The organism is Streptomyces globisporus (genome assembly GCF_003501885.1).
GTDB lineage: Bacteria > Actinomycetota > Actinomycetes > Streptomycetales > Streptomycetaceae > Streptomyces > Streptomyces globisporus_D.
This window is the reverse complement of sequence record NZ_QWFA01000011.1, coordinates 32,940-53,811: the sequence shown is the minus strand read 5'-3', so window position 1 is coordinate 53,811 and position 20,872 is coordinate 32,940. Positions and strand designations below refer to the sequence as shown.

The following is a 20,872-nucleotide window of genomic DNA, read 5'->3' as shown; positions in this document are numbered from 1 at the left end:
CAGTAAAACGGGGACCGAGGGGACCCGGGGGAAATCGGGGGAGTACGGGGAAAGGTCCAGCGCTTCGGGGGAGGCGCGGGCCACGGGGGAAACACAGCGGGGTCGTACGGGCCGGGGGGTCCTGTACGGCCCCGCCGGCATGTGGCGAGTCCGGGAACGGCCCTTGTTAGGGTGATCGGGCCACGTCAAGCGTGGGTGGTGCCAAGGATTCCCGGGGGGACGGATGAGCAGCCAACCAGGTGACCCGACGGCCGGCTCCGCACCGGCATCGATGCGACTCAACGAGGCCCCCGCCGATCCTTCCCCACCTCCCGTCTACGGACCGTTCGCGCCCGGACAGGCCCCCGGGCTGGTCTCCAGTCCGGCGCAGAAGCGCGCGGCGGCCAACGCCATCGAGCAGCATCTCGAACCGGACACCAAGAAGTCGGGCAACTGGGCGAGCGAGGAGAACGCGGCCGCGGTCACGGCGCTCGGTGCCAAGGACGGTGAGGGCTGGATCACCTCGCGTGCGATGAAGGACGCGCACAGCGCGTGGGGCAAGCAGGTCCGGAACCTGATGAACCGGCTCGGCAGGGAGAAGAGTACTCCGGTCGGCAGGTGCCCCAGAGCAGCCTGACGGAGAACGTGACCAACTGGGATGTCAAGGCGCGGCACGTGGGCGAAGCATTCGGCGGCATGAACGCCATCGGCACGGACATGGTGCTCGATGTCAGGGACGCCGAGGTCGGGAAGATCAACGACCAGGCCCGTTACGGCTATCACGGGTTCGGAGCGGCGGCCAACATGATTCCCCAGGTCGGAGACATCGCGCAACGCGCCGTGGACGCCGCCGCATATGAGTGGTCCAAGGACGTCATCACCGAGCAGGAGGACATCGCGCGCGAAGGCGTCAGCAAGGAGACGGCGGGTGGCATAGCCGGGACGAACAACCTGATCGACTCCTGGGCCGACACCCGGGAGGCCAAGGGTACCGACGCAGCGGAGAACGCCAAGGGCGAGGCGAAGCAGAGCTACATCACCGGCCGTGAAGAGGCCTACTCGGCCCTGCGAACCAGGAAGTGAGCACGTGAGCACAGCAGGAGCAGCAGGCCGTACGCGTCCGGCGTGGAAGGTCTGGGCGGTCGTGGCCGCCGTCGTCGTGGTGATCGCCGGGTTGCTGCACGCCTGGCGCAACACCAACGTGCTGACGGCGGACCGGCTCTGCGGGGATCTGGTCTCGGCGGAGAAGGTGGACGCCGTCCTTCCGGGGGCCGGGCGCCTGGATGCCGAAGGGGACGGTCTGGACGAGGACGACCTGACGGATACGGGGTGCAGGGTCGAGAAGTCGTCCGTCGTCCTCGGTTCCGGCGAGAGCGGGCTCAGTGTCCGGCTCTGGGGGGTACGGGGCTATGACCCACTGGCGTTCGAAAGCGAGCCCTACCCACCGGGTGCCTCGTACTTCACCGGCGAGGTGACCGGTGGGGTCGATGCGTACAAGGCGTGGGTCATGCTGCCCGAGAAGTGCTGGACCGACCGGCCGGTGGTCGCCGAGTTCAGCATCAACGAACCGGCTGCCGACCGCACCGCCTTCGCCGCCCTGGCCACCGACACCGCACGGACCATAGCGGCCCGGAGCAAGTGCGGTGACCTCCCGGAGAAGCCCGGAACGCTCATCTCTGCCCGCTCCGATGCCGCGCGCCCGGTCTCCGAAGGGCAGGTGTGCGGTCTGGACGGCCTGACCTTGGCGGGCCAGGTTCCGGCCGGGACGAAGGTGCTCGAAGAGGGGCAGCAGGCCCCCGCCGACGTGTGGTCCTGCAAGCTGACCCTGGACGACGAGACGAGTGGTTTCGTCCGTGGTGACGGCTTCATGAAGTACACCGCCACCCGGGACCCGCTGCTCATCGATGCCCTGCGGAAGTTTCCGGGCACGGCCGAGCGCACGGCGCCGGACGGCCGGAAAGCCGAAGAGGTCGACAGGGGCGTCGGATTCATCCTGCCCTGCGCGGACGGCGGCCCCCTCTACCTGGCAGTGGATTCGGGTCAGCAGTACCTGGAGGCGAGCAAGCGCCACGCGGACCTGCCGAAGCGGGACACCTACGCCGCCCCCTTCATGAAAGCCGCCGCCAGGACCTTCGGCTGCGACGCGCCCGCCACCGGCTGAGCGCGAGCGGGGCGCCCGCCCCTACTCCGGGGCCGGCGCCCCCACGCTCGCCCGCCGGCACCGCCCCGCCGCCGCGGCCGCGAACCGGCCCAGTGCCTCCTCCTTGCCGCACGGATACGCCCCCAGCGCCGTCTGACGGGCCACGATGCGCCGTTCGGCCCGCATCAGGCGCCAGCCGCGCCGCAGCAGAAACGGGACCGATTTGCGGCCCTCGCGCAGGTCCCGCACCAGGCGTCGGCGGAACGTCGTCGACGGGCGGCCGCGCAGGCACAGCGCGTCGGCCAGCAGTCCCAGTTCCTGGCACCGCTCCACGATGTCCGCCGCGAAGATGCCCTCGGCCACGAACAGCGGTGACCGCTCGATGTGGAAGGTTTCGTGGCCCGTACGCGAGCTGGTGGCGATGTCGTACACCGGAACGTCCGTACGGCCGCACCGGCACAGCTCGGCGATGGCGGCCACCGCCGCGTCCGCGTCCCAGGACCCGGCGGAGTCCCAGTCGATGTCCGTGGAGCCGGGGACCCGGGGCAGCGTCGGGTCGTCGTACTCCTTGTAGAAGTCGTCGAGGCGCAGCACCGGAAGGCCGGTGCGGGCGGCGAGGACGGACTTGCCGGAGCCGGAGGGGCCCGCGAGCAGGACGACGCGGGTCGGGATCGGTTGGGAACTCACAGAACAGAAGTGTGAGGCATTGACCCGCGCAGGGGACCCCTCGGGCCTCCTGTTGGTATCCAGCATCACACCTCAACTACTCTGCGCGTACGGACGATTACCCGACCAGGCTCGATCAGGTGGAAAAACATGGCACTTCATGCACGTAAGCCCGAACGTCGCGTCCTGCTGCGCGCCGGTCTGACCTTCACCGCGCTGGGGGCCGCGCTGGGGGCCGGTGCGGGCTCCGCACAGGCCGTCTCGCTGCCGCCCGCGGCCGAGGTCCCGGAGCAGGGGGTCTCCGCCCTCCAGGCGGTCGGCGAGACGGCCGCGCCCGCCGTGACGAGCGCGCTCGGGACCTCGCTGGCCAGCAGCGTCGCCCCGATCACCGACCTTCAGCTGGACCCGCTGGCGGGCACCGGGGTGGACCCGCTGGACAACGCCGTGGGCACCCAGATCGCCGACTTCAAGCCGGTGACCACCGCGATCGTCACCGACCCGATCACCAGCGGCGGCGCGCTGAGCGACCTGCCCGTGGTGGGGTCGGTGACCAAGCTCGTCACCGGCTGACACACGCGGACACGGACACGGCGAACGGGGCCGCCCGGGGTGGAGGGCGGCCCCGTTCGGGTACCTGCGGTGCGGTCCGACCTCAGTACGAGGAGCCCGCGGCTCCCAGCGCGCCCGTCGGGTGCCAGACCGTCTTGGTCTCCAGGAACGCCGTCAGGCGGTGCGTGCCGGGGGAGGCCGACCAGTCCTCGGAGGCCGACGCGGCGTCCGTGTCCACAGGCTGTGGACGCAGTACGCGCTTCAGGTTGTCGGCGGACGCGATCTCCAGCTCCTTCGCCAGCTCGGCGTCCGCGCCGGTCAGGTCGATCGCGTTGACGTCCTGGTGGGCGGCGAGGGGGGCCGCCAGCTCCGCCGTGACGCCCGACAGGATGTTGACCACACCGCCGGGGACGTCGGAGGTGGCCAGCACCTCGCCCAGCGACAGCGCGGGCAGCGGGGCGTCGGCGGAGGCGATGACGACCGCCGTGTTGCCGGTCGCGATCACCGGGGCGATCACCGAGACCAGGCCGAGGAACGACGACTTCTGCGGTGCGAGGACCGCGACGACGCCCGTCGGCTCGGGGGTGGAGAGGTTGAGATACGGGCCCGCGACCGGGTTGGCCCCGCCCGCGATCTGGCCGATCTTGTCGGTCCAGCCCGCGTACCAGACCCAGCGGTCGATCGCCCCGTCCACCACGGCCGCCGCCTTGGACTTCGACAGCCCCTCGGAGGCGGCCACCTCGCGGACGAACTGCTCCTTGCGGCCCTCCAGCATCTCCGCGACGCGGTAGAGGACCTGGCCGCGGTTGTACGCGGTCGCGCCCGACCAGCCGCCGAACGCCTTGCGCGCGGCCACGACCGCGTCGCGCGCGTCCTTGCGGGAGGACTGCGGCGCGTTGGCCAGCCATGCGCCCTTGGAGTCGGTCACCTCGTACACCCGGCCGCTCTCGGAGCGGGGGAACTTGCCCCCGACGTACAGCTTGTAGGTCTTGAAGACGCCAAGACGGTTCTGATCAGACATCGAGGTACGCCTCCAGGCCGTGGCGGCCGCCCTCGCGGCCGAAGCCCGACTCCTTGTAGCCGCCGAACGGCGACGTCGGGTCGAACTTGTTGAACGTGTTGGCCCAGACGACGCCCGCGCGGAGCTTGTTGGCCACCGCGAGGATGCGGGAGCCCTTCTCCGTCCAGATGCCCGCCGAGAGGCCGTACTGGCTGTTGTTGGCCTTGGCGACCGCCTCGTCCGGGGTGCGGAAGGAGAGTACGGAGAGCACCGGCCCGAAGATCTCGTCCCGGGCCACCGTGTGCGCCTGGGTGACGTTCGTGAAGAGCGTCGGGGCGAACCAGTAGCCCGACGAGGGCAGTTCGCAGGGGGCGCTCCAGCGCTCCGCGCCCTCCGCCTCGCCGGTCTCGACCAGGGAGGTGATCCGGGCGAGCTGCTCGGCGGAGTTGATCGCGCCGATGTCGGTGTTCTTGTCCAGCGGGTCGCCGAGGCGCAGCGTCGAGAGCCGGCGCTTGAGCGCGTCCAGCACCTCGTCCTGGACCGACTCCTGGACCAGCAGCCGGGAGCCCGCGCAGCAGACCTGGCCCTGGTTGAAGAAGATCCCGGTGACGATGCCCTCGACGGCCTGGTCGATCGGGGCGTCGTCGAACACGATGTTCGCGCCCTTGCCGCCCAGCTCCAGGGTGACCTTCTTGTCCGTACCCGCGACGGAGCGCGCGATGGCCTTGCCGACGGCGGTCGAACCGGTGAAGGCCACCTTGTTGACGTCCGGGTGCGTGACGAGCGCCTCGCCCGCGTCCCCGTAGCCGGTGAGGATGTTGACGACGCCCTTGGGGAGCCCCGCCTGGCGGCAGATGTCCGCGAAGAAGAGCGCGCTCAGCGGCGTCGTCTCGGCGGGCTTCAGGACCACCGTGTTGCCCGTGGCGAGCGCCGGGGCGATCTTCCACGCGAGCATCAGCAGCGGGAAGTTCCACGGGATGACCTGACCGGCCACGCCCAGCGGACGGGGGTTCGGCCCGTACCCCGCGTGGTCCAGCTTGTCGGCCCAGCCCGCGTAGTAGAAGAAGTGCGCCGCGACCAGCGGGAGGTCCGCGTCGCGGGTCTCCTTGATCGGCTTGCCGTTGTCGAGCGTCTCCAGAACGGCCAGCTCACGGCTGCGCTCCTGGATGATCCGGGCGATCCGGAACAGGTACTTGGCGCGCTCGGAGCCGGGCAGCGCCGACCACTTCTCGAACGCCTTGCGTGCCGCCTTCACGGCCCGGTCCACGTCCGCCGCGCCCGCCTGGGCCACCTCGGAGAGGACCTCCTCGCTGCTCGGCGAGACGGTCTTGAAGACCTTGCCGTCGGCGGCCTCGGTGAACTCGCCGTCGATGAACAGCCCGTACGACGGGGCGATGTCGACGACGGAACGGGACTCCGGCGCCGGTGCGTACTCGAATGCGGATGCCATGGCTATCAGTCCACCGTCACGTAATCGGGGCCGGAGTAACGGCCGGTGCTGAGCTTCTGGCGCTGCATCAGCAGGTCGTTGAGCAGGCTGGACGCGCCGAACCGGAACCAGTGCGGGTCCAGCCACTCCTCGCCCGCCGTCTCGTTCACCAGGACCAGGAACTTCACCGCGTCCTTGGTGGTGCGGATGCCGCCGGCCGGCTTCACACCGATCTGCACGCCGGTGGCCGCCCGGAAGTCCCGGACCGCCTCCAGCATGAGGAGGGTGTTGGCGGGGGTGGCGTTGGTGGCCACCTTGCCGGTCGAGGTCTTGATGAAGTCCGCGCCCGCCAGCATCCCGATCCAGGAGGCCCGGCGGATGTTGTCGTACGTGGACAGCTCGCCGGTCTCGAAGATCACCTTGAGGCGGGCGGGGCCGCACTCCGCCTTCACGGCGAGGATCTCCTCGTACACCTTCAGGAACCGGCCGGAGAGGAACGCCCCCCGGTCGATCACCATGTCGATCTCGTCGGCCCCGGCCGCCACGGCGTCACGGACGTCCGCGAGCTTGACGTCCAGCGCGGCACGGCCCGCCGGGAAGGCGGTCGCCACGGACGCCACCTTCACACCGGAACCGGCCAGCGTGGCGGCGGCGGTGGAGACCATATCGGGGTAGACGCAGACGGCCGCGGTGCGCGGGGTCGTGCGGTCGGTCGGGTCGGGATTGACGGCCTTGGCGGCGAGAGCCCGGACCTTGCCCGGGGTGTCCGCGCCTTCCAGCGTCGTCAGGTCGATCATCGAGATGGCGAGATCGATGGCGTACGCCTTGGCCGTCGTCTTGATCGAACGGGTTCCGAGGGAGGCGGCGCGCGCTTCGAGGCCGACGGCGTCGACGCCGGGCAACCCGAAGAGGAAGCGGCGCAGCGCACTGTCGGACGCGGTCGCGTCGGCAAATGCGGGAGCAGTGGTGGGCATGGTCACCAGAGGAGCATATCTACGCGCGTAGCGACCTGTACAGGGGGCCGGGCGATCCGTGCGTTGCGACCCGTGGGCGCGAGCGCGGGCGGGCGCTCCGCCGGGCCGGACGCCCATCGGGCAGAATCGGCCCCATGACGAGCCCCACACCTCCCGCAGAGCCGCCCCACGCCGACCGGACCTACCGCTCCGTGGCCGCGCTGGTCTGCGGGTCGCTGCTGCTCCTGCTGATCGCCTGGATGGCCGGGGACGCCATGATCCGGGGCGAGGGGCGGACGCCGTGGCTCGCGCTGGCCGCGCTGCTCCTCGTGGTGCCGCTGGTGGTGGCGTTCACCCTGCGGCCCGCCGTCTTCGCGAACGACGAGCGCATCCGGGTCCGCAACCCGTTCCGGACGGTCCAGCTCCCCTGGACCGAGGTCGCCGACGTACGGGCCTCGTACTCCTCCGAACTGCTCGCCCAGGACGGTACGAAGTACCAGCTGTGGGCGATCCCCGTCTCCCTGCGCGCCCGCAAGCGCGCGGCGCGCAGCGCGGCCCGGGCGGCGCACGATGACCCCTACGGCCGTACGTCGGTGAGCGCCGACGTACGCGACTCCGCCGGGCGCACGGGCTCGGCCGACCAGACCGTCCGCGATCTGCGGGACATCGCCGAGCGAGCCGGTGACACGACTCAGGAGGGCGTGGACCGGGGCTCGGTGCGCTGGGCGTACGAGGTGATCGCCCCGGCCGTCGCGGGGGCCGTTCTGCTGGTGGTGCTGGTGGCGGTGGGCTGACGCCGACGCCACCGGACGCCGAAGGGCCGGCACCCCGGGAGGGGTGCCGGCCCTTCGGCGTGGCAGTGGCAGGTCAGATGCCCGCGGCCGTCGCCAGGTCCTGCTTGATCCCGGCGAGCAGTTCGGCTCCCCGGGCCCGCGCGGCGGGCAGCCCGGCCGCGTCCGCCACCGGGACGACGACCTCCAGGTAGCACTTCAGCTTCGGCTCGGTGCCGCTCGGGCGGACGATCACCCGGGCCCCCTCCAGCTGGTAGCGCAGCCCGTCGGTGGGCGGCAGCCGGTCCGTGCCGCGCGACAGGTCCTCGGCCGAGGTGACCGCGAGGCCGGCCAGGGCGGTCGGGGGCTGCTCGCGGAGCCGGGCCATGGCGTCCGCGATGACCGACAGGTCCTCCACCCGCACCGAGAGCTGGTCGGTGGCGTGCAGGCCGTGCGCGAGCGCCAGGTCGTCCAGCAGGTCCAGCAGCGTACGGCCCTGCTCCTTGAGTACGGAGGCGAGCTCGGCGACGAGCAGGGCGGCGGTGATGCCGTCCTTGTCGCGGACACCCTCGGGGTCGACGCAGTAGCCGAGCGCCTCCTCGTAGCCGTACCGCAGGCCGTCCACCCGGGCGATCCACTTGAAGCCCGTCAGCGTCTCCTCGTAACCGAGGCCCGCCTTCTCGGCGATCCGGCCGAGCAGCGACGACGACACGATCGACTCGGCGAACACGCCCGTGGCGCCCCGCTCCACCAGGTGCGCGGCGAGCAGCGCGCCCACCTCGTCGCCGCGCAGCATCCGCCAGCCGCCCTCGACGGAGGTGTCGGGCACGGCGACGGCGCAGCGGTCCGCGTCCGGGTCGTTGGCGATGATCAGGTCCGGGGCCGCCCGGCGCGCGGTGGCGAACGCGAGATCCATCGCGCCGGGCTCTTCCGGGTTGGGGAAGGCGACGGTGGGGAACGCGGGGTCGGGCTCGGCCTGCTCGGTGACGAGGACCGGCTCCGGGAAACCGGCCCGCCCGAACGCGGCGGTCAGCACGGAGGTGCCGACGCCGTGCATCGCGGTGTAGACCGTGCGCGCGGTACGGGGGCTGTCGGCGGCCAGGACCGCGTCCGTACGGGCGAGGTAGGCGTCCAGGACCTCCTCGCCGAGGGTCTCCCAGCCGTCCTCGGGGCGTACGACGCCCGCGAGCGGGCCGACCGCGGCGATGGCGGCCGCGATCTCGCCGTCGGCGGGGGGCACGATCTGCGAGCCGTCGCCGAGGTAGACCTTGTAGCCGTTGTCGCGCGGCGGGTTGTGGCTGGCCGTGACCTCGACGCCGGCGACGGCGCCCAGGTGCCTTATGGCGTACGCCAGTACGGGGGTGGGGAGGGGGCGGGGCAGCACGGCTGCGCGGAGTCCGGCGCCGGTCATCACGGCGGCGGTGTCGCGCGCGAAGTCCGCCGACTTGTAGCGGGCGTCGTAGCCGATGACGACGAGACCGCCCTCCTGCCCCTGGGCCTTCAGATAGGCGGCGAGGCCCGCCGCCGCCCGGATCACCACGGACCGGTTCATCCGCATCGGGCCGGCCCCGAGTTCGCCGCGCAGTCCGGCGGTGCCGAACTGGAGCGTGCCGGCGAAGCGGCCGGCGAGCTCCTGGGTGTCGCCCGCCTCGATCAGCGCGGCCAGCTCGGCGCGGGTCTCGGGGTCGGGGTCCTCGGCCAGCCAGGTATGGGCCTGCGCGATGAGGTCGTGCTGCACGGGGGCCGCCTTTCGGGGGTGTGCGGGTGGTGGTGGGGCGGTGCGGGTGGGTGGCGGACGCCGGGGCTCCGCCCCGGGCCCCCGCTCCTCAAACGCCGGAGGGGTTGGAAGCGGGCCCGGTCCTCCGGTGCGGGAGCGACGGAAGCGGCCCGGCCCTCGGGCGGGGGACGAGCTGGACGGGCCGCCGGAGAGGCTGGAAGGGCGGCCCGGAAAGCCGGGCTCGGTTTTAGATGCGCTCCAGCACCCTCGCCAGCAGCGCGCCCATCCGGGTCGCCGAGTCGCGGCCCGCCTGGAGGACCTCCTCGTGGTTGAGGGGTTCTCCGGAGAGGCCCGCCGCCAGGTTGGTGACCAGGGAGAGGCCGAGCACCTCCGCGCCCGCCTCGCGGGCCGCGATGGCCTCCAGGACCGTGGACATGCCCACCAGGTCGCCGCCCATGACCCGGACCATGTTGATCTCGGCCGGGGTCTCGTAGTGCGGGCCGGGGAACTGCACGTACACGCCCTCTTCGAGGGTGTCGTCGATCTCCTTGCACAGCGCGCGCAGCCGCGGGGAGTACAGGTCGGTGAGGTCGACGAAGTTGGCGCCGATGATCGGGGAGGCGGCCGTCAGGTTGATGTGGTCGCTGATCAGGACCGGCTGACCCGGGCGCATGCCCTCGCGCAGACCGCCGCAGCCGTTCGTCAGGACGACGGTCTTGCAGCCCGCGGCCACCGCCGTACGGACCCCGTGGGCGACGGCGGCGACGCCCCGGCCCTCGTAGAAGTGCGTGCGGCCGAGGAAGACCAGCGCGCGCTTCTCGCCGATCTTGTACGAGCGGACCGTGCCGCCGTGGCCCTCGACGGCGGGCGCCGGGAAGCCGGGCAGCTCGGTCACGGGGAACTCGGCCTCCGGGACGCCGAGTGCTTCGCCCGCGGGCGCCCAGCCGGAGCCCATGACCAGGGCGACGTCATGGGTGTCGGCGCCGGTCAGCTCGCGCAGGCGGGCGGCGGCCCCGGCGGCTGCCGCCTGCGGGTCGCCCTGGATGTTGTCCGGAATAACAGATGCGTTCACGCCGACGAGCGTAACCGCTGAATCCCTACGCGCGTAGATGCACTGGCGCAAAGACGCGCACGAGGCGTTGGTGCTTTTGTACGAAGACAGGTCGGCCGGGTCGGTGTCCGCCCTGGTCAGCAGGGGCGCTTGCGCAGTTCCATCACATAGTCGTGCGGGGCGCCCGCGGACTCGGCCGCGTCGGCGATCTCGCCCAGATAGCGCGCCGAGGGCAGCCCGCCCTCGTACCCGTTGAGCACATAGATCCAGGCCGGCTCCTCGCCGTCCAGGGTGTGCACCCGGATGCGCATCCGGCGGTAGATGTCGAGGCCGACACCCTCCCAGCGGTCCATGGAGTCCTCGTCCATCGGCGCCAGGTCGTACAGCGCGACGAAGACCTGGGAGCGCGGCGCCTCCACCACGGTGGCCAGCGCCCCCTCCCAGCCCATCTGCTCCCCGCCGAAGGTCAGCCGCCAGCCGTTGAGCCAGCCGGTGCTGCGCATCGGGGAATGCGGGGCGCGGCGGGTCATCAGCCGCGCGTCGAGGTTGCCGGCGTACGCGGCGTAGAGCGACATGGGTCCGAGGGTACGGGAGGCGGGGGCGGGAGCGGCGGTTCCTGTGACGAAGGCCCCGGTCGGGGGAGCGCGGGCGGCGGAGCGAGGGCGGGCGCGGCGCCCGTTCCGGGGGCTCGTTCCCGTATGGAGGGCCCCGGGGCGAAGCACCTTGGCGCGTGCGGGACAATGGAGTACGTACTGCATTCCCCCGGGGCGATCCCCCGGACCCCCGGCCGGGGCGGCAGACGGCCGCGGGTTACACAACGCGAGGCGGACTTTTCGTGACCCGGATCGTGATCATCGGCGGCGGCCCCGGCGGCTACGAGGCGGCCCTGGTGGGTGCCCAACTCGGCGCGGAGGTGACCGTCGTCGACTGCGACGGCCTCGGCGGAGCTTCGGTCCTCACCGACTGCGTGCCCTCGAAGACCCTGATCGCGACGGCCGAGGTGATGACCACCTTCGACTCCTCGTACGAGGAACTGGGCATCATCGTCGCCGACGACACCCCGCACGTGGAGCAGGCCGCCCGGGTCGTCGGCGTGGATCTCGGCAAGGTCAACCGCCGGGTCAAGCGCCTCGCGCTCGCGCAGTCCCACGACATCACCGCCTCCGTCACCCGGGCCGGCGCCCGCGTGATGCGCGGCCGGGGCCGACTCGACGGGCTCCAGGCCGCCGACGGCTCCCGGCAGGTCGTGGTCACCGCCGCCGACGGCACCGAGGAGCGGCTGACCGCCGACGCGGTGCTGATAGCGACCGGCGGCCACCCCCGGGAGATCCCGGACGCGCAGCCCGACGGCGAGCGCATCCTGAACTGGACCCAGGTCTACGACCTCGACGAGCTGCCCGAGGAGCTCATCGTCGTCGGATCCGGTGTCACCGGCGCCGAGTTCGCCGGGGCGTACCAGGCGCTCGGCTCGCGGGTCACCCTCGTCTCCTCCCGTGACCGGGTGCTGCCGGGCGAGGACCCGGACGCCGCCGCCGTGCTGGAGGACGTCTTCCGCCGCCGCGGGATGAACGTCATGGCCCGCTCCCGCGCCCAGTCCGCCAAGCGGGTCGGCGACCGGGTCGAGGTGACCCTCGCCGACGGCCGGGTCATCACCGGTTCGCACTGTCTGATGGCGGTCGGCGCGATCCCGAACACCGCGGGCATGGGCCTGGAGGAGGCCGGCGTACGGCTCAAGGAGTCCGGGCACGTCCTCACCGACCGGGTCTCGCGCACCAGCGCCCCCGGGGTCTACGCGGCCGGTGACGTCACCGGGATCTTCGCGCTGGCCTCGGTCGCCGCGATGCAGGGCCGGATCGCGATGTACCACTTCCTCGGCGACGCGGTCGCCCCGCTGAACCTCAAGGCCGTCTCCGCCAACGTCTTCACCGACCCGGAGATCGCCACCGTCGGCTACAGCCAGGCCGACGTCGACGCGGGCAGGATCGAGGCCCGGGTCGTCAAGCTGCCGCTGCTGCGCAACCCGCGCGCGAAGATGCAGGGCATCCGCGACGGCTTCGTCAAGATCTTCTGCCGCCCCGGTACGGGGATCGTGGTCGGCGGCTGCGTGGTCGCGCCGCGCGCCAGCGAGCTGATCCACCCGATCTCGATCGCGGTCGACAACAACCTGACGGTGGAACAGATCGCAAACGCTTTCACCGTGTACCCGTCCCTGTCCGGATCGATCGCCGAAGTGGCCCGGCAGTTGCACACCCGCAAGCTCACGGGCGAGGGCTGAGAGTCCGGGAAACCGGGCGACTCCCGCCGAACACCGGCAGATCGGGCGGTGCTGCGACCGCTTCGTGATCACCCTCGAACAACGAAGGGGCCTCCTATACCACTTGGAGGCCCCTTTGAAGTACAACTTCTGTTATTCGGCGCAAACTGCTGAAAACTCACCGGCGGCCAGGTTACTGTCAGTTTCGTGTTCGCTGCAGAACGTCGTCAATTGATCCTCGAAATGGTGCGCGCCAACGGGGCGGTATCGCTCCGTGAGCTCGCCCGCGTCGTCCAGACCTCCGAAGTGACCGTACGGCGGGACGTGCGGGCACTGGAGGCAGAAGGACTCCTCGACCGCCGGCACGGCGGTGCGGTCTTGCCGGGCGGTTTTACGCGGGAGTCCGGCTTTCCGCAGAAATCCCATCTCTCCACCGCGGAGAAGACCGCGATCGCCGACCTGGCCGCAGGCCTCGTCGGCGAGGGCGAGGCCATCGTGGTCGGCGCCGGCACGACCACGCAGGAGCTGGCCCGCCGGCTCGCGCGGGTCCCCGGTCTGACCGTCGTCACCAACTCCCTGCTGGTGGCGCAGGCGTTGGCCCATGCCAACCGGGTCGAAGTCGTCATGACCGGCGGCACCCTGCGCGGGAGCAACTACGCGCTGGTGGGCAGCGGGGCCGAGCAGTCCCTCCAGGGGCTGCGGGTCTCCCGGGCCTTCCTCTCCGGGAGCGGCCTCACGGCGGAGCGTGGCCTGTCCACCTCCAACATGCTCTCGGCCAGCGTCGACCGGGCTCTCGTGCACGCCGCGGCGGAGGTGGTGGTCCTGGCGGACCACACCAAGCTCGGCTCGGACACCATGTTCCAGACGGTGCCCACCGAACTGATCACCCGCCTGGTGACCGACGAGCCCCCGCTCCACGACGAGCGGGCCGCCGCCGAACTCCAGTCCCTGGCCGACCAGGGGGTGGAGGTCACGGTGGCCGGTCCGGACGCCGACGCGCCGGGCGGGGACGGTCCCCCTCCGGGGAGCCGGCCCCGGAGGGACATGCCTCTGCCCGGCCAGCGGCGCACGCAGAACGGCGGCCTCGGGCCGCAGTTGCGCAGCGCCTCCGCCTTGGCGGACGTACCGGGTGAGCGGGGAGCGCGCGTGGCGGATCTGCGGCGGCGGTAGGTCCGTGTCGGGGGCGCTGCCCCCCGAACCTCCGCTCCTCAAACGCCGGATGGGCTGGTTCGGCTACTTCAGCCCGCGCAGCGTCAGGCGCAGCAGCCGGTCCGCCAACTCCGGATCGTCCGGTGACTGTTCGGCGGCCAGGGCGATCGCGTTGGTCAGCTGGAGCAGGTCGTCGATGGAGACGTCGTCCCGTACGGACCCGCTCTCCTGGGCCCGCCGCAGCAGCCCCGCGCCCGCTTCCCGGAGCGGCAGATGGCACTGCACCAGGGCCGAGGTCTCGTCGCGCGAGGCGGACATCAGGGAGTGGGCCAGGCCGCGGTACTCACCCGCATGAGTGACGATCGCGCCCAGCCAGTCCACCAGCGCCCGGCACGGGGCCTCCGCCGCCGCCAGTTCCCGGGAGCGGTCCAGGAGTGAGCACAGGGCGTCCTGGAAGACCGCGTTCATCAGGGCGTCCCGGTTCGGGAAGTGCCGGTAGAGGGTGCCGATGCCCACGCCCGCCCGCCGGGCGATGTCCTCCAGCGAGGCGTCCGTACCGTGCTCGGCGAAGGACCTGCGCGCCTCGCCCACCAGCCGGTCGTGGTTCCGGCGCGCGTCCGCACGCATCGGCCGGGCCGGCGGCTGTGCCGTGCTCGCGTCCATCGGGATCGCCCCTGCCATGGCTTTCGCCCCTCCCTCGGTCCTCGGGACCTTCGTGGGTTCCAGGATGCCACTGCGACGAAGGGGCCCGGTCCACGTCTTCACGACGTGGACCGGGCCCCTTCGGAGCGTGCGGACGGTCAGTCCTTGATCTCGCAGATCAGGGCGCCGGAGGAGACGGAGGCGCCGACCTCGGCGGTGAGGCCCTTGATGGTGCCGGAGCGGTGCGCGTTGAGCGGCTGCTCCATCTTCATGGCCTCAAGGACGACGACGAGGTCGCCCTCCTTGACCTCCTGGCCCTCCTCCACCGCGATCTTGACGATGGTGCCCTGCATGGGCGAGGCCAGGGAGTCGCCCGAAGCGGCGGAGCCGGCCTTCTTGGCCGCGCGGCGCTTCGGCTTGGCGCCGGCCGCCAGGCCCGTACGCGCCAGGCTCATGCCCAGCGAGGACGGCAGCGAGACCTCCAGGCGCTTGCCGCCGACCTCGACGACGACGGTCTCGCGGCCGGCCTCGTCCTCCGCGTCCGCCTCGGCGGGTGCGGCGAAGGGCTTGATGTCGTTGACGAACTCGGTCTCGATCCACCGGGTGTGCACGGTGAACGGGTCCGCGGTGAAGGCGGGGTCGGTGACGACGGCCCGGTGGAACGGGATCGCCGTGGCCATGCCCTCGACCTGGAACTCCGCCAGCGCGCGGGCGGCCCGCTGGAGCGCCTGCTCACGCGTGGCGCCGGTGACGATCAGCTTGGCCAGGAGGGAGTCCCAGGCCGGGCCGATGACCGAGCCGGACTCGACGCCCGCGTCCAGGCGGACGCCGGGGCCGGTGGGCGGGGCGAACAGCGTCACCGTGCCGGGGGCGGGGAGGAAGTTGCGGCCCGGGTCCTCGCCGTTGATCCGGAACTCGAAGGAGTGGCCGCGCACCGCCGGGTCGCCGTAGCCGAGCTCCTCGCCGTCGGCGATGCGGAACATCTCGCGCACGAGGTCGATGCCGGTGACCTCTTCGGTGACCGGGTGCTCGACCTGGAGGCGGGTGTTGACCTCCAGGAAGGAGATCGTGCCGTCGAGGCCGACGAGGAACTCGACCGTGCCCGCGCCGACGTAGCCGGCTTCCTTCAGGATCGCCTTGGACGCCGCGTACAGCTCGTCGTTCTGCGCCTGGGTCAGGAACGGGGCCGGGGCCTCCTCCACCAGCTTCTGGTGGCGGCGCTGGAGCGAGCAGTCACGGGTGGAGACGACGACCACGTTGCCGTGCTGGTCGGCCAGGCACTGGGTCTCCACGTGGCGCGGCTTGTCGAGGTAGCGCTCGACGAAGCACTCGCCCCGGCCGAACGCCGCGACCGCCTCGCGGACCGCGGAGTCGTACAGCTCCGGGATCTCCTCCAGCGTGCGGGCCACCTTCAGGCCGCGCCCGCCACCGCCGAAGGCGGCCTTGATCGCGATCGGGAGGCCGTTCTGCTCGGCGAACGCGACGACCTCGTCGGAGCCGGAGACCGGGTCCGGGGTGCCCGCCACGAGCGGGGCGCCCGCGCGCTGCGCGATGTGCCGGGCGGCGACCTTGTCGCCGAGGTCGCGGATGGCGGCCGGCGGCGGGCCGATCCAGGTCAGCCCGGCGTCCAGGACGGCCTGGGCGAACTCCGCGTTCTCCGACAGGAATCCGTAACCCGGGTGGATCGCGTCCGCCCCGGAGTCCGCGGCGGCCTGCAGCACCTTGGCCATGTCCAGATAGCTGGCGGCCGGGGTGTCACCGCCCAGGGCGAACGCCTCGTCAGCGGCCCGGACATGCAACGCGTCCCGGTCCGGCTCGGCGTAGACCGCGACACTCGCGATCCCCGCGTCCCGGCACGCCCGAGCAACGCGGACAGCGATTTCGCCACGGTTGGCGATGAGCACCTTGCGCACGATGACTCCCTCCTCGAAACAAGCTGAGTTTAGGGACTACCGACACGGCCGTACGACCTGTCCCCAATGGTGAGCTTGCCCACACGGAGTGTGATCCGAGGCTTGCCCCAGTAGTGAAATCCCTTGTGGCACTACGGTACGCCGGGATCCTCAACCGCACAGTAACCAGCCGGTGTGGTCCAGGTCTCTGTCATGGGGGTCAAGGCCGTACGGCGTTTCTTTGTGGACTCCCTACGAACGGGCGGTGGATTCTTTGCCCGACGCCCGGGCCCGTCCAACCCCTTGTCCGGAGGAATACCCGCGAGTAGCGTCCGCGCTACGCACGTACCAGAGGTAACAGGGGGGGCGCTGATGCGCAGACCGGTGGCGATCGTGACCGCGCTCGTGCTGTTCGGGGAGGCGGTGGGCATCGTGCTCATCAACGCCGTCCTGGCCACGGTCGCCGAGAACCAGAACATGTCGCTCGCCGGCCTGGACCCGGACGCCATGTCCACCGGGACCTGGGTGATGGGCGGCGTCTCCGGGCTGCTGCTGGTCCTGTGCGGGCTGACAGCCCTGATCGCCGGCATACGCGACCGCGCACCCGGACGCGTCGGACGGATCGTCCTGATCGGCTGCGCGGTCGTGCACGGCGTCCTCGGCGCGGTCACCGTCGGCCTGGTCGGCTGGGCCGCCTTCGCGTTCATGATGGTCGTGCTGGCCCTGCTGGTGCTCACCCTGCTGTCGTACGGGCCCGAGACCCGCCCTCAGGCCCAGCGGCCCGAACTCACACCCACAGCTCCGTGACCGACACGTCCAGCTCGCCCAGCAGCCGGCGCAGCAGCGGCAGCGAGAGGCCGATGACATTGCCGTGGTCGCCCTCGATCGAGTCGACGAACGGGGCCGACCTGCCGTCCAGCGTGAACGCCCCCGCCACGTGCAGCGGCTCGCCCGTCGCCACGTAGGCCGCGACCTCGGCGTCGCTCGGCTCGCCGAACCGTACGACCGTGGACGCCGTCGCCGACGCCGTACGGCCGGAGGCGGTGTCGATCACACTGTGCCCGGTCTGCAGGACGCCCGCCCGGCCGCGCATCGACTTCCAGCGGGCGGTGGCCTCCTCGGCGTCGGCCGGCTTGCCGAGCGCCTCGCCGTCCAGCTCCAGCACCGAGTCGCAGCCGATGACCAGGGCGCCCGCCGCCTCGGGGCGCTCCGCGACCGCCGCCGCCTTGGCCCGGGCCAGGACGAGCGCCAGCTCGGCGGGGGTCGGGGCGCTCAGCGCGTCCTCGTCCACCCCGCTGACGATCACCTCGGGGGCGAAACCGGCCTGGCGCAGCAGACCGAGACGGGCGGGTGAGGCGGAGGCGAGCACAAGACGGCGCTGATCAGTCATGCACGCCATCGTAGAAGGGCCGCCGGGCCCCGGGGCGCCGGATGCCGGAGCCGGGGGATGCCGGGTCAGCGGATGCCGAGCACGAACATCGCCAGCAGCATCGCCAGCGCCAGCAGCACGCCCGCTCTGCGCATCATCGCCTGGGCGTCGCGCAGTTCCTTCGGCGGCTTGTTCTCGGGGTCGGACCACAGCATGGTTCCGATCCTGCTGCGCCGGGCGCCGCCGCGCCTGAGTACGGGTACTCAAGAGGCGGCGGCGCCCGGTTCCGGCTCAGGCCGGCCAGTACGTCCGGGCCCAGGCCCGGGGGCCCGGCTGCGGGCGCCCGGTGCGGGCGATACGGCCCGGGTCGGACCACTGCTCGGGCGGCAGCGGCGCGCCGGACGACACGGCGGACGCGGCGGCGGCACGCGCCTGGACCACCGCCACGGCGGCGGCCAGCTCCTCCGGGGTGGGGTTGCCCCGTACGACCTTGATCATGGGCAGACCTCTCTGTGAGCGGGTGGGGCCGACGGCTACAGGGGGATGTTGCCGTGCTTCTTCGGGGGAAGGGATTCCCGCTTCGTACGGAGTTGACGCAGGCCCTTGACGATGTGGGCCCGGGTGTCGGACGGCATGATCACCGCGTCGACGTAACCGCGCTCGGCCGCCACGTACGGGTTGAGCAGCGTGTCCTCGTAGTCCGCCATCAGCTCGGCGCGGGTCGCGTCCGGGTCCTCGGCGGCGGCGATGGTGCGTCGGTGCAGGATGTTCACCGCGCCCTGCGCGCCCATGACGGCCACCTGCGCCGTCGGCCAGGCGAGGTTGAGGTCGGCGCCCAGATGCTTGGAGCCCATCACGTCGTACGCGCCGCCGAAGGCCTTGCGGGTGATGACGGTGATCAGCGGGACCGTCGCCTCCGCGTAGGCGTAGATCAGCTTCGCGCCGCGCCGGATGATGCCGCCGTACTCCTGGTCCACGCCCGGCAGGAAGCCCGGCACGTCCACGAAGGTGATGACGGGGACGTTGAACGCGTCGCAGGTGCGGACGAAGCGGGCCGCCTTCTCGCTCGCGTCGATGTCCAGGCAACCCGCGAACTGCATCGGCTGGTTGGCGACGATCCCGACCGGGTGGCCCTCGACCCGGCCGAATCCGGTGATGATGTTCGGCGCGAACAGGGCCTGGGTCTCCAGGAATTCGGCGTCGTCCAGGACGTGCTCGATCGCGGTGTGCATGTCGTACGGCTGGTTCGCCGAGTCCGGGATCAGCGTGTCCAGCTCGCGGTCCTCGTCCGTGATCGTGAGGTCCGCCTCCTCCGGGAAGGCCGGGGCCTCGGAGAGGTTGTTCGACGGCAGGTACGACAGCAGGGACTTGACGTACTCGATGGCGTCCTTCTCGTCGCCCGCCATGTGGTGCGCCACCCCGGAGGTGGTGTTGTGCGTACGGGCGCCGCCCAGCTCCTCGAAGCCGACGTCCTCACCGGTGACCGTCTTGATGACGTCGGGTCCGGTGATGAACATGTGCGAGGTCTGGTCGACCATCACCGTGAAGTCGGTGATCGCGGGGGAGTAGACCGCACCGCCCGCGCAGGGGCCGACGATCAGCGAGATCTGCGGGATCACGCCGGAGGCGTGCACGTTGCGGCGGAAGATCTCGGCGAAGAGACCGAGCGCCACGACGCCTTCCTGGATGCGCGCGCCGCCGCCGTCGTTGATGCCGATGACCGGGCAGCCGGTCTTCAGCGCGAAGTCCATGACCTTGACGATCTTCTCGCCGTAGACCTCGCCGAGCGAACCGCCGAAGATCGTGAAGTCCTGCGAGTACACGCAGACCGGGCGGCCGTCGACCGTGCCGTAACCGGTGACGACTCCGTCCCCGTACGGGCGGTTCTTCTCGATGCCGAAGTTGGTGGAGCGGTGCCGGGCGAACTCGTCGAGCTCCACGAAGGAGCCCTCGTCCAGCAGCAGCTCGACCCGCTCACGGGCCGTCAGCTTGCCCTTGGCGTGCTGCTTCTCGACCGCGCGGGCCGAACCGGCGTGCGTCGCTTCGTCGATGCGGCGCGTCAGGTCCGCGAGCTTGCCGGCGGTGGTGTGGATGTCGCTTTGCGGCTCGGACATCGGGGGAGGCTCCCTGCCTGGTCACGGGGACGACGACCGGATGGTGGTCACGGGGGGACGGGCGGTCGTCCGTCCGGCTCTGCGGCTACTGACTCGTAACGCGGACTCTGGGTTCCGCTCTGGTGCTGGGTACGGGTTCTGCTCTGGCGCTCTGTTCGTAACTCTGCGGTTACTGCCTCGTAGGGTATCGGCGCGCCTCCGGAAAGGCAGTGCGTCCTTTGCCACACCTAGGCTGGGTTGCATGACACCACCGGATGCGTCACACAACCGCTGGTCGGACCTCGACCGGCCCCCTCTCAACGCCACCGCGCTGCGCCGCGGGCTGCTGCGGCCGGACGCGCTGTGGGCGTCGCTGGAGGTCGTGGAGTCCACCGGATCCACCAACACCGACCTCGCCGAGCGGGCCCGCGCCGGGGCGGCGGCCGAGGGCACGGTGCTGGTCGCCGAGGAGCAGACCGCCGGGCGCGGGCGGCTGGAGCGGGCCTGGACCGCACCGCCCCGCTCCGGTCTCTTCTTCTCGGTCTACCTGGAGCCGGGCGACATCCCGGTGGAGCGGTGGGGGTGGGTGCCGCTGCTGGCCGGGGTCGCCGCCGCGACCGGGCTCGCCAAGTCGGCCGGTGTCGACATGTCGCTGAAGTGGCCCAACGACCTGCTGGTCACCATCCCCAAGGGCTCCGACAAGCTCCGTCCGGGGGAGACCCCACCGGGCGAGGAGCGCAAGACCGGCGGCATCCTCGGTGAGTTCGCCGGGAACGGCATCGTCGTGGGCCTCGGCATCAACGTCTCCCTGCGCGCCGACGAGCTGCCCGCCCCCACCGCGGGCTCCCTCGCCCTCGCCGGGGCGGTCTCCACCGACCGGGAGACCCTGCTGCGGGCCGTCCTGCGCTCGATGGAGCACTGGTACGGGGCATGGAAGGCGGCCGACGGCGACGCGGCCGCGAGCGGGCTCCAGGCCGCCTACGCGGCGGGCTGCGCGACGCTCGACCGGACGGTGCGGGCCGAGCTGCCGGGGGGTGCGTCCCTGGTCGGCGAGGCGGTCGCGATCGACGGGGACGGCCGGCTGATCCTCTCCACCGAGGACGGGCTCCAGCAGCCGGTGTCCGCCGGGGACATCGTCCACCTGCGCGGCGCGGCGGGCGGCCTGACCTGAGGCGGGCCCCGGCCCCCGATGGCGTACGGACCCGAGGCTGCCGCCGCC

General features: G+C 71.8%; 21 protein-coding genes and 1 pseudogene. 9 read left to right on the top strand and 13 right to left on the bottom strand.

Translation table 11 applies throughout. From position 1 onward, the window contains the following. Positions 1–271: 271 nt before the first annotated feature. From D3105_RS03935 to D3105_RS03925, 3 genes and pseudogenes are all read left to right on the top strand, one after another. Positions 272–616: a hypothetical protein gene (locus tag D3105_RS03935; protein ID WP_240646793.1), complete on the top strand. Its 345-nt coding sequence runs from the start codon at positions 272–274 to the stop codon at positions 614–616. After that, a pseudogene (locus D3105_RS03930) lies at positions 586–1,062 on the top strand (hypothetical protein); the annotation flags it as partial. The gene D3105_RS03935 and the pseudogene D3105_RS03930, both read left to right, overlap by 31 nt. Positions 1,063–1,123: 61 nt before the next feature. Then, positions 1,124–2,140 carry a hypothetical protein gene (locus D3105_RS03925; RefSeq protein WP_118900019.1) on the top strand — a complete coding sequence of 339 codons (1,017 nt, stop codon included), beginning with the start codon at positions 1,124–1,126 and terminating at the stop codon, positions 2,138–2,140. 21 nt (positions 2,141–2,161) lie between these two features. On the opposite strand, the gene D3105_RS03920 is transcribed toward D3105_RS03925, so the two are convergent. Beyond that, positions 2,162–2,872, bottom strand: a complete 711-nt coding sequence (locus D3105_RS03920) for a uridine kinase family protein (RefSeq protein ID WP_118900017.1) — start codon at positions 2,870–2,872, stop codon at positions 2,162–2,164. A gap of 63 nt (positions 2,873–2,935) precedes the next feature. On the opposite strand from D3105_RS03920, the gene D3105_RS03915 reads away from it, so the two are divergent. Beyond that, positions 2,936–3,355 carry a hypothetical protein gene (locus D3105_RS03915; protein WP_006127092.1) on the top strand — a complete coding sequence of 140 codons (420 nt, stop codon included), beginning with the start codon at positions 2,936–2,938 and terminating at the stop codon, positions 3,353–3,355. A gap of 82 nt (positions 3,356–3,437) precedes the next feature. Here D3105_RS03915 and D3105_RS03910 read toward each other — a convergent pair whose 3' ends face one another. Genes D3105_RS03910 through deoC form a run of 3 tightly spaced genes read right to left on the bottom strand, consistent with a single transcriptional unit; the run spans position 3,438 to position 6,737 of the window. Further along, on the bottom strand, positions 3,438–4,355 hold the full coding sequence (locus tag D3105_RS03910; RefSeq protein ID WP_118900014.1) for an aldehyde dehydrogenase family protein: 918 nt from the start codon (positions 4,353–4,355) through the stop codon (positions 3,438–3,440). Continuing rightward, on the bottom strand, positions 4,348–5,784 hold the full coding sequence (locus tag D3105_RS03905) for an aldehyde dehydrogenase family protein (RefSeq protein WP_118900012.1): 1,437 nt from the start codon (positions 5,782–5,784) through the stop codon (positions 4,348–4,350). The genes D3105_RS03910 and D3105_RS03905 overlap by 8 nt, the downstream gene beginning before the upstream one ends. 5 nt (positions 5,785–5,789) lie before the next feature. Then, positions 5,790–6,737, bottom strand: coding sequence for a deoxyribose-phosphate aldolase (gene deoC, locus D3105_RS03900; protein ID WP_118900025.1), 948 nt, complete (start codon positions 6,735–6,737; stop codon positions 5,790–5,792). Between the two features lie 134 nt (positions 6,738–6,871). Between deoC and D3105_RS03895 the strand changes: the two genes are divergently transcribed. Beyond that, a complete protein-coding gene (locus D3105_RS03895; protein WP_118900010.1) occupies positions 6,872–7,510 on the top strand; it encodes a PH domain-containing protein in 639 nt (212 codons plus the stop codon). A gap of 73 nt (positions 7,511–7,583) precedes the next feature. Here the strand turns inward: D3105_RS03895 and D3105_RS03890 are convergent, their stop codons facing one another. The 3 genes from D3105_RS03890 to D3105_RS03880 form a co-directional block, all read right to left on the bottom strand. Then, positions 7,584–9,224, bottom strand: coding sequence for a phospho-sugar mutase (locus D3105_RS03890; RefSeq protein ID WP_118900008.1), 1,641 nt, complete (start codon positions 9,222–9,224; stop codon positions 7,584–7,586). Between the two features lie 226 nt (positions 9,225–9,450). Continuing rightward, positions 9,451–10,275 (bottom strand): purine-nucleoside phosphorylase, encoded by an 825-nt coding sequence (locus D3105_RS03885; protein WP_118900006.1) that lies wholly within the window; start codon positions 10,273–10,275, stop codon positions 9,451–9,453. A 116-nt stretch (positions 10,276–10,391) separates the two neighbouring features. Beyond that, complete coding sequence (locus tag D3105_RS03880) at positions 10,392–10,829, bottom strand: gamma-glutamylcyclotransferase (protein ID WP_006127099.1); 438 nt, start codon at positions 10,827–10,829, stop codon at positions 10,392–10,394. Positions 10,830–11,089: 260 nt separating this feature from the next. On the opposite strand from D3105_RS03880, the gene D3105_RS03875 reads away from it, so the two are divergent. Both D3105_RS03875 and D3105_RS03870 read left to right on the top strand, forming a co-directional pair. After that, complete coding sequence (locus D3105_RS03875) at positions 11,090–12,529, top strand: NAD(P)H-quinone dehydrogenase (protein ID WP_118900003.1); 1,440 nt, start codon at positions 11,090–11,092, stop codon at positions 12,527–12,529. Positions 12,530–12,715: 186 nt separating this feature from the next. Then, positions 12,716–13,678: a DeoR/GlpR family DNA-binding transcription regulator gene (locus tag D3105_RS03870; protein ID WP_118900001.1), complete on the top strand. Its 963-nt coding sequence runs from the start codon at positions 12,716–12,718 to the stop codon at positions 13,676–13,678. A 63-nt stretch (positions 13,679–13,741) separates the two neighbouring features. Here D3105_RS03870 and D3105_RS03865 read toward each other — a convergent pair whose 3' ends face one another. Both D3105_RS03865 and D3105_RS03860 read right to left on the bottom strand, forming a co-directional pair. Then, positions 13,742–14,338 carry a TetR/AcrR family transcriptional regulator gene (locus tag D3105_RS03865; RefSeq protein ID WP_097874599.1) on the bottom strand — a complete coding sequence of 199 codons (597 nt, stop codon included), beginning with the start codon at positions 14,336–14,338 and terminating at the stop codon, positions 13,742–13,744. Positions 14,339–14,457: 119 nt separating this feature from the next. Next, positions 14,458–16,212, bottom strand: a complete 1,755-nt coding sequence (locus D3105_RS03860) for an acetyl/propionyl/methylcrotonyl-CoA carboxylase subunit alpha (RefSeq protein ID WP_118899999.1) — start codon at positions 16,210–16,212, stop codon at positions 14,458–14,460. A 351-nt stretch (positions 16,213–16,563) separates the two neighbouring features. On the opposite strand from D3105_RS03860, the gene D3105_RS03855 reads away from it, so the two are divergent. Then, on the top strand, positions 16,564–16,998 hold the full coding sequence (locus tag D3105_RS03855) for a hypothetical protein (RefSeq protein WP_118899997.1): 435 nt from the start codon (positions 16,564–16,566) through the stop codon (positions 16,996–16,998). Here D3105_RS03855 and D3105_RS03850 read toward each other — a convergent pair. The 4 genes from D3105_RS03850 to D3105_RS03840 all read right to left on the bottom strand — a co-directional run bounded on the left by D3105_RS03850 (position 16,979) and on the right by D3105_RS03840 (position 19,674). Continuing rightward, the gene (locus D3105_RS03850; RefSeq protein ID WP_118899995.1) at positions 16,979–17,590 is read right to left on the bottom strand and encodes a nucleoside triphosphate pyrophosphatase; all 612 of its coding nucleotides are present in this window, start codon (positions 17,588–17,590) and stop codon (positions 16,979–16,981) included. The two genes, D3105_RS03855 and D3105_RS03850, sit on opposite strands and share 20 nt — an antisense overlap. A 56-nt stretch (positions 17,591–17,646) precedes the next feature. Continuing rightward, on the bottom strand, positions 17,647–17,775 hold the full coding sequence (mmpB, locus tag D3105_RS35690) for a morphogenic membrane protein MmpB (protein WP_006127106.1): 129 nt from the start codon (positions 17,773–17,775) through the stop codon (positions 17,647–17,649). A 76-nt stretch (positions 17,776–17,851) separates the two neighbouring features. Continuing rightward, entirely contained in the window at positions 17,852–18,058 is a 207-nt protein-coding gene (locus tag D3105_RS03845; RefSeq protein WP_010058521.1) for an acyl-CoA carboxylase epsilon subunit, read from the bottom strand. 35 nt (positions 18,059–18,093) lie between these two features. Continuing rightward, positions 18,094–19,674 (bottom strand): acyl-CoA carboxylase subunit beta, encoded by a 1,581-nt coding sequence (locus tag D3105_RS03840; protein WP_118899993.1) that lies wholly within the window; start codon positions 19,672–19,674, stop codon positions 18,094–18,096. 241 nt (positions 19,675–19,915) lie between these two features. Between D3105_RS03840 and D3105_RS03835 the strand changes: the two genes are divergently transcribed. Beyond that, entirely contained in the window at positions 19,916–20,824 is a 909-nt protein-coding gene (locus tag D3105_RS03835; RefSeq protein ID WP_118899991.1) for a biotin--[acetyl-CoA-carboxylase] ligase, read from the top strand. Positions 20,825–20,872 lie beyond the last annotated feature (48 nt).

What these genes read in the sequence shown, in the direction of transcription:
- D3105_RS03935 (WP_240646793.1), top strand. Translation starts at nt 272, where the DNA reads ATGCGACTCAACGAGGCCCCCGCCGATCCTTCCCCACCTCCCGTCTAC.
- D3105_RS03920 (WP_118900017.1), bottom strand. Translation starts at nt 2,872, where the DNA reads ATGCTGGATACCAACAGGAGGCCCGAGGGGTCCCCTGCGCGGGTCAAT.
- D3105_RS03915 (WP_006127092.1), top strand. Translation starts at nt 2,936, where the DNA reads ATGGCACTTCATGCACGTAAGCCCGAACGTCGCGTCCTGCTGCGCGCC.
- D3105_RS03910 (WP_118900014.1), bottom strand. Translation starts at nt 4,355, where the DNA reads ATGTCTGATCAGAACCGTCTTGGCGTCTTCAAGACCTACAAGCTGTAC.
- D3105_RS03905 (WP_118900012.1), bottom strand. Translation starts at nt 5,784, where the DNA reads ATGGCATCCGCATTCGAGTACGCACCGGCGCCGGAGTCCCGTTCCGTC.
- deoC (WP_118900025.1), bottom strand. Translation starts at nt 6,737, where the DNA reads ATGCCCACCACTGCTCCCGCATTTGCCGACGCGACCGCGTCCGACAGT.
- D3105_RS03895 (WP_118900010.1), top strand. Translation starts at nt 6,872, where the DNA reads ATGACGAGCCCCACACCTCCCGCAGAGCCGCCCCACGCCGACCGGACC.
- D3105_RS03880 (WP_006127099.1), bottom strand. Translation starts at nt 10,829, where the DNA reads ATGTCGCTCTACGCCGCGTACGCCGGCAACCTCGACGCGCGGCTGATG.
- D3105_RS03865 (WP_097874599.1), bottom strand. Translation starts at nt 14,338, where the DNA reads ATGGCAGGGGCGATCCCGATGGACGCGAGCACGGCACAGCCGCCGGCC.
- D3105_RS03855 (WP_118899997.1), top strand. Translation starts at nt 16,564, where the DNA reads ATGCGCAGACCGGTGGCGATCGTGACCGCGCTCGTGCTGTTCGGGGAG.
- D3105_RS03850 (WP_118899995.1), bottom strand. Translation starts at nt 17,590, where the DNA reads ATGGCGTGCATGACTGATCAGCGCCGTCTTGTGCTCGCCTCCGCCTCA.
- mmpB (WP_006127106.1), bottom strand. Translation starts at nt 17,775, where the DNA reads ATGCTGTGGTCCGACCCCGAGAACAAGCCGCCGAAGGAACTGCGCGAC.
- D3105_RS03845 (WP_010058521.1), bottom strand. Translation starts at nt 18,058, where the DNA reads ATGATCAAGGTCGTACGGGGCAACCCCACCCCGGAGGAGCTGGCCGCC.
- D3105_RS03840 (WP_118899993.1), bottom strand. Translation starts at nt 19,674, where the DNA reads ATGTCCGAGCCGCAAAGCGACATCCACACCACCGCCGGCAAGCTCGCG.
- D3105_RS03835 (WP_118899991.1), top strand. Translation starts at nt 19,916, where the DNA reads ATGACACCACCGGATGCGTCACACAACCGCTGGTCGGACCTCGACCGG.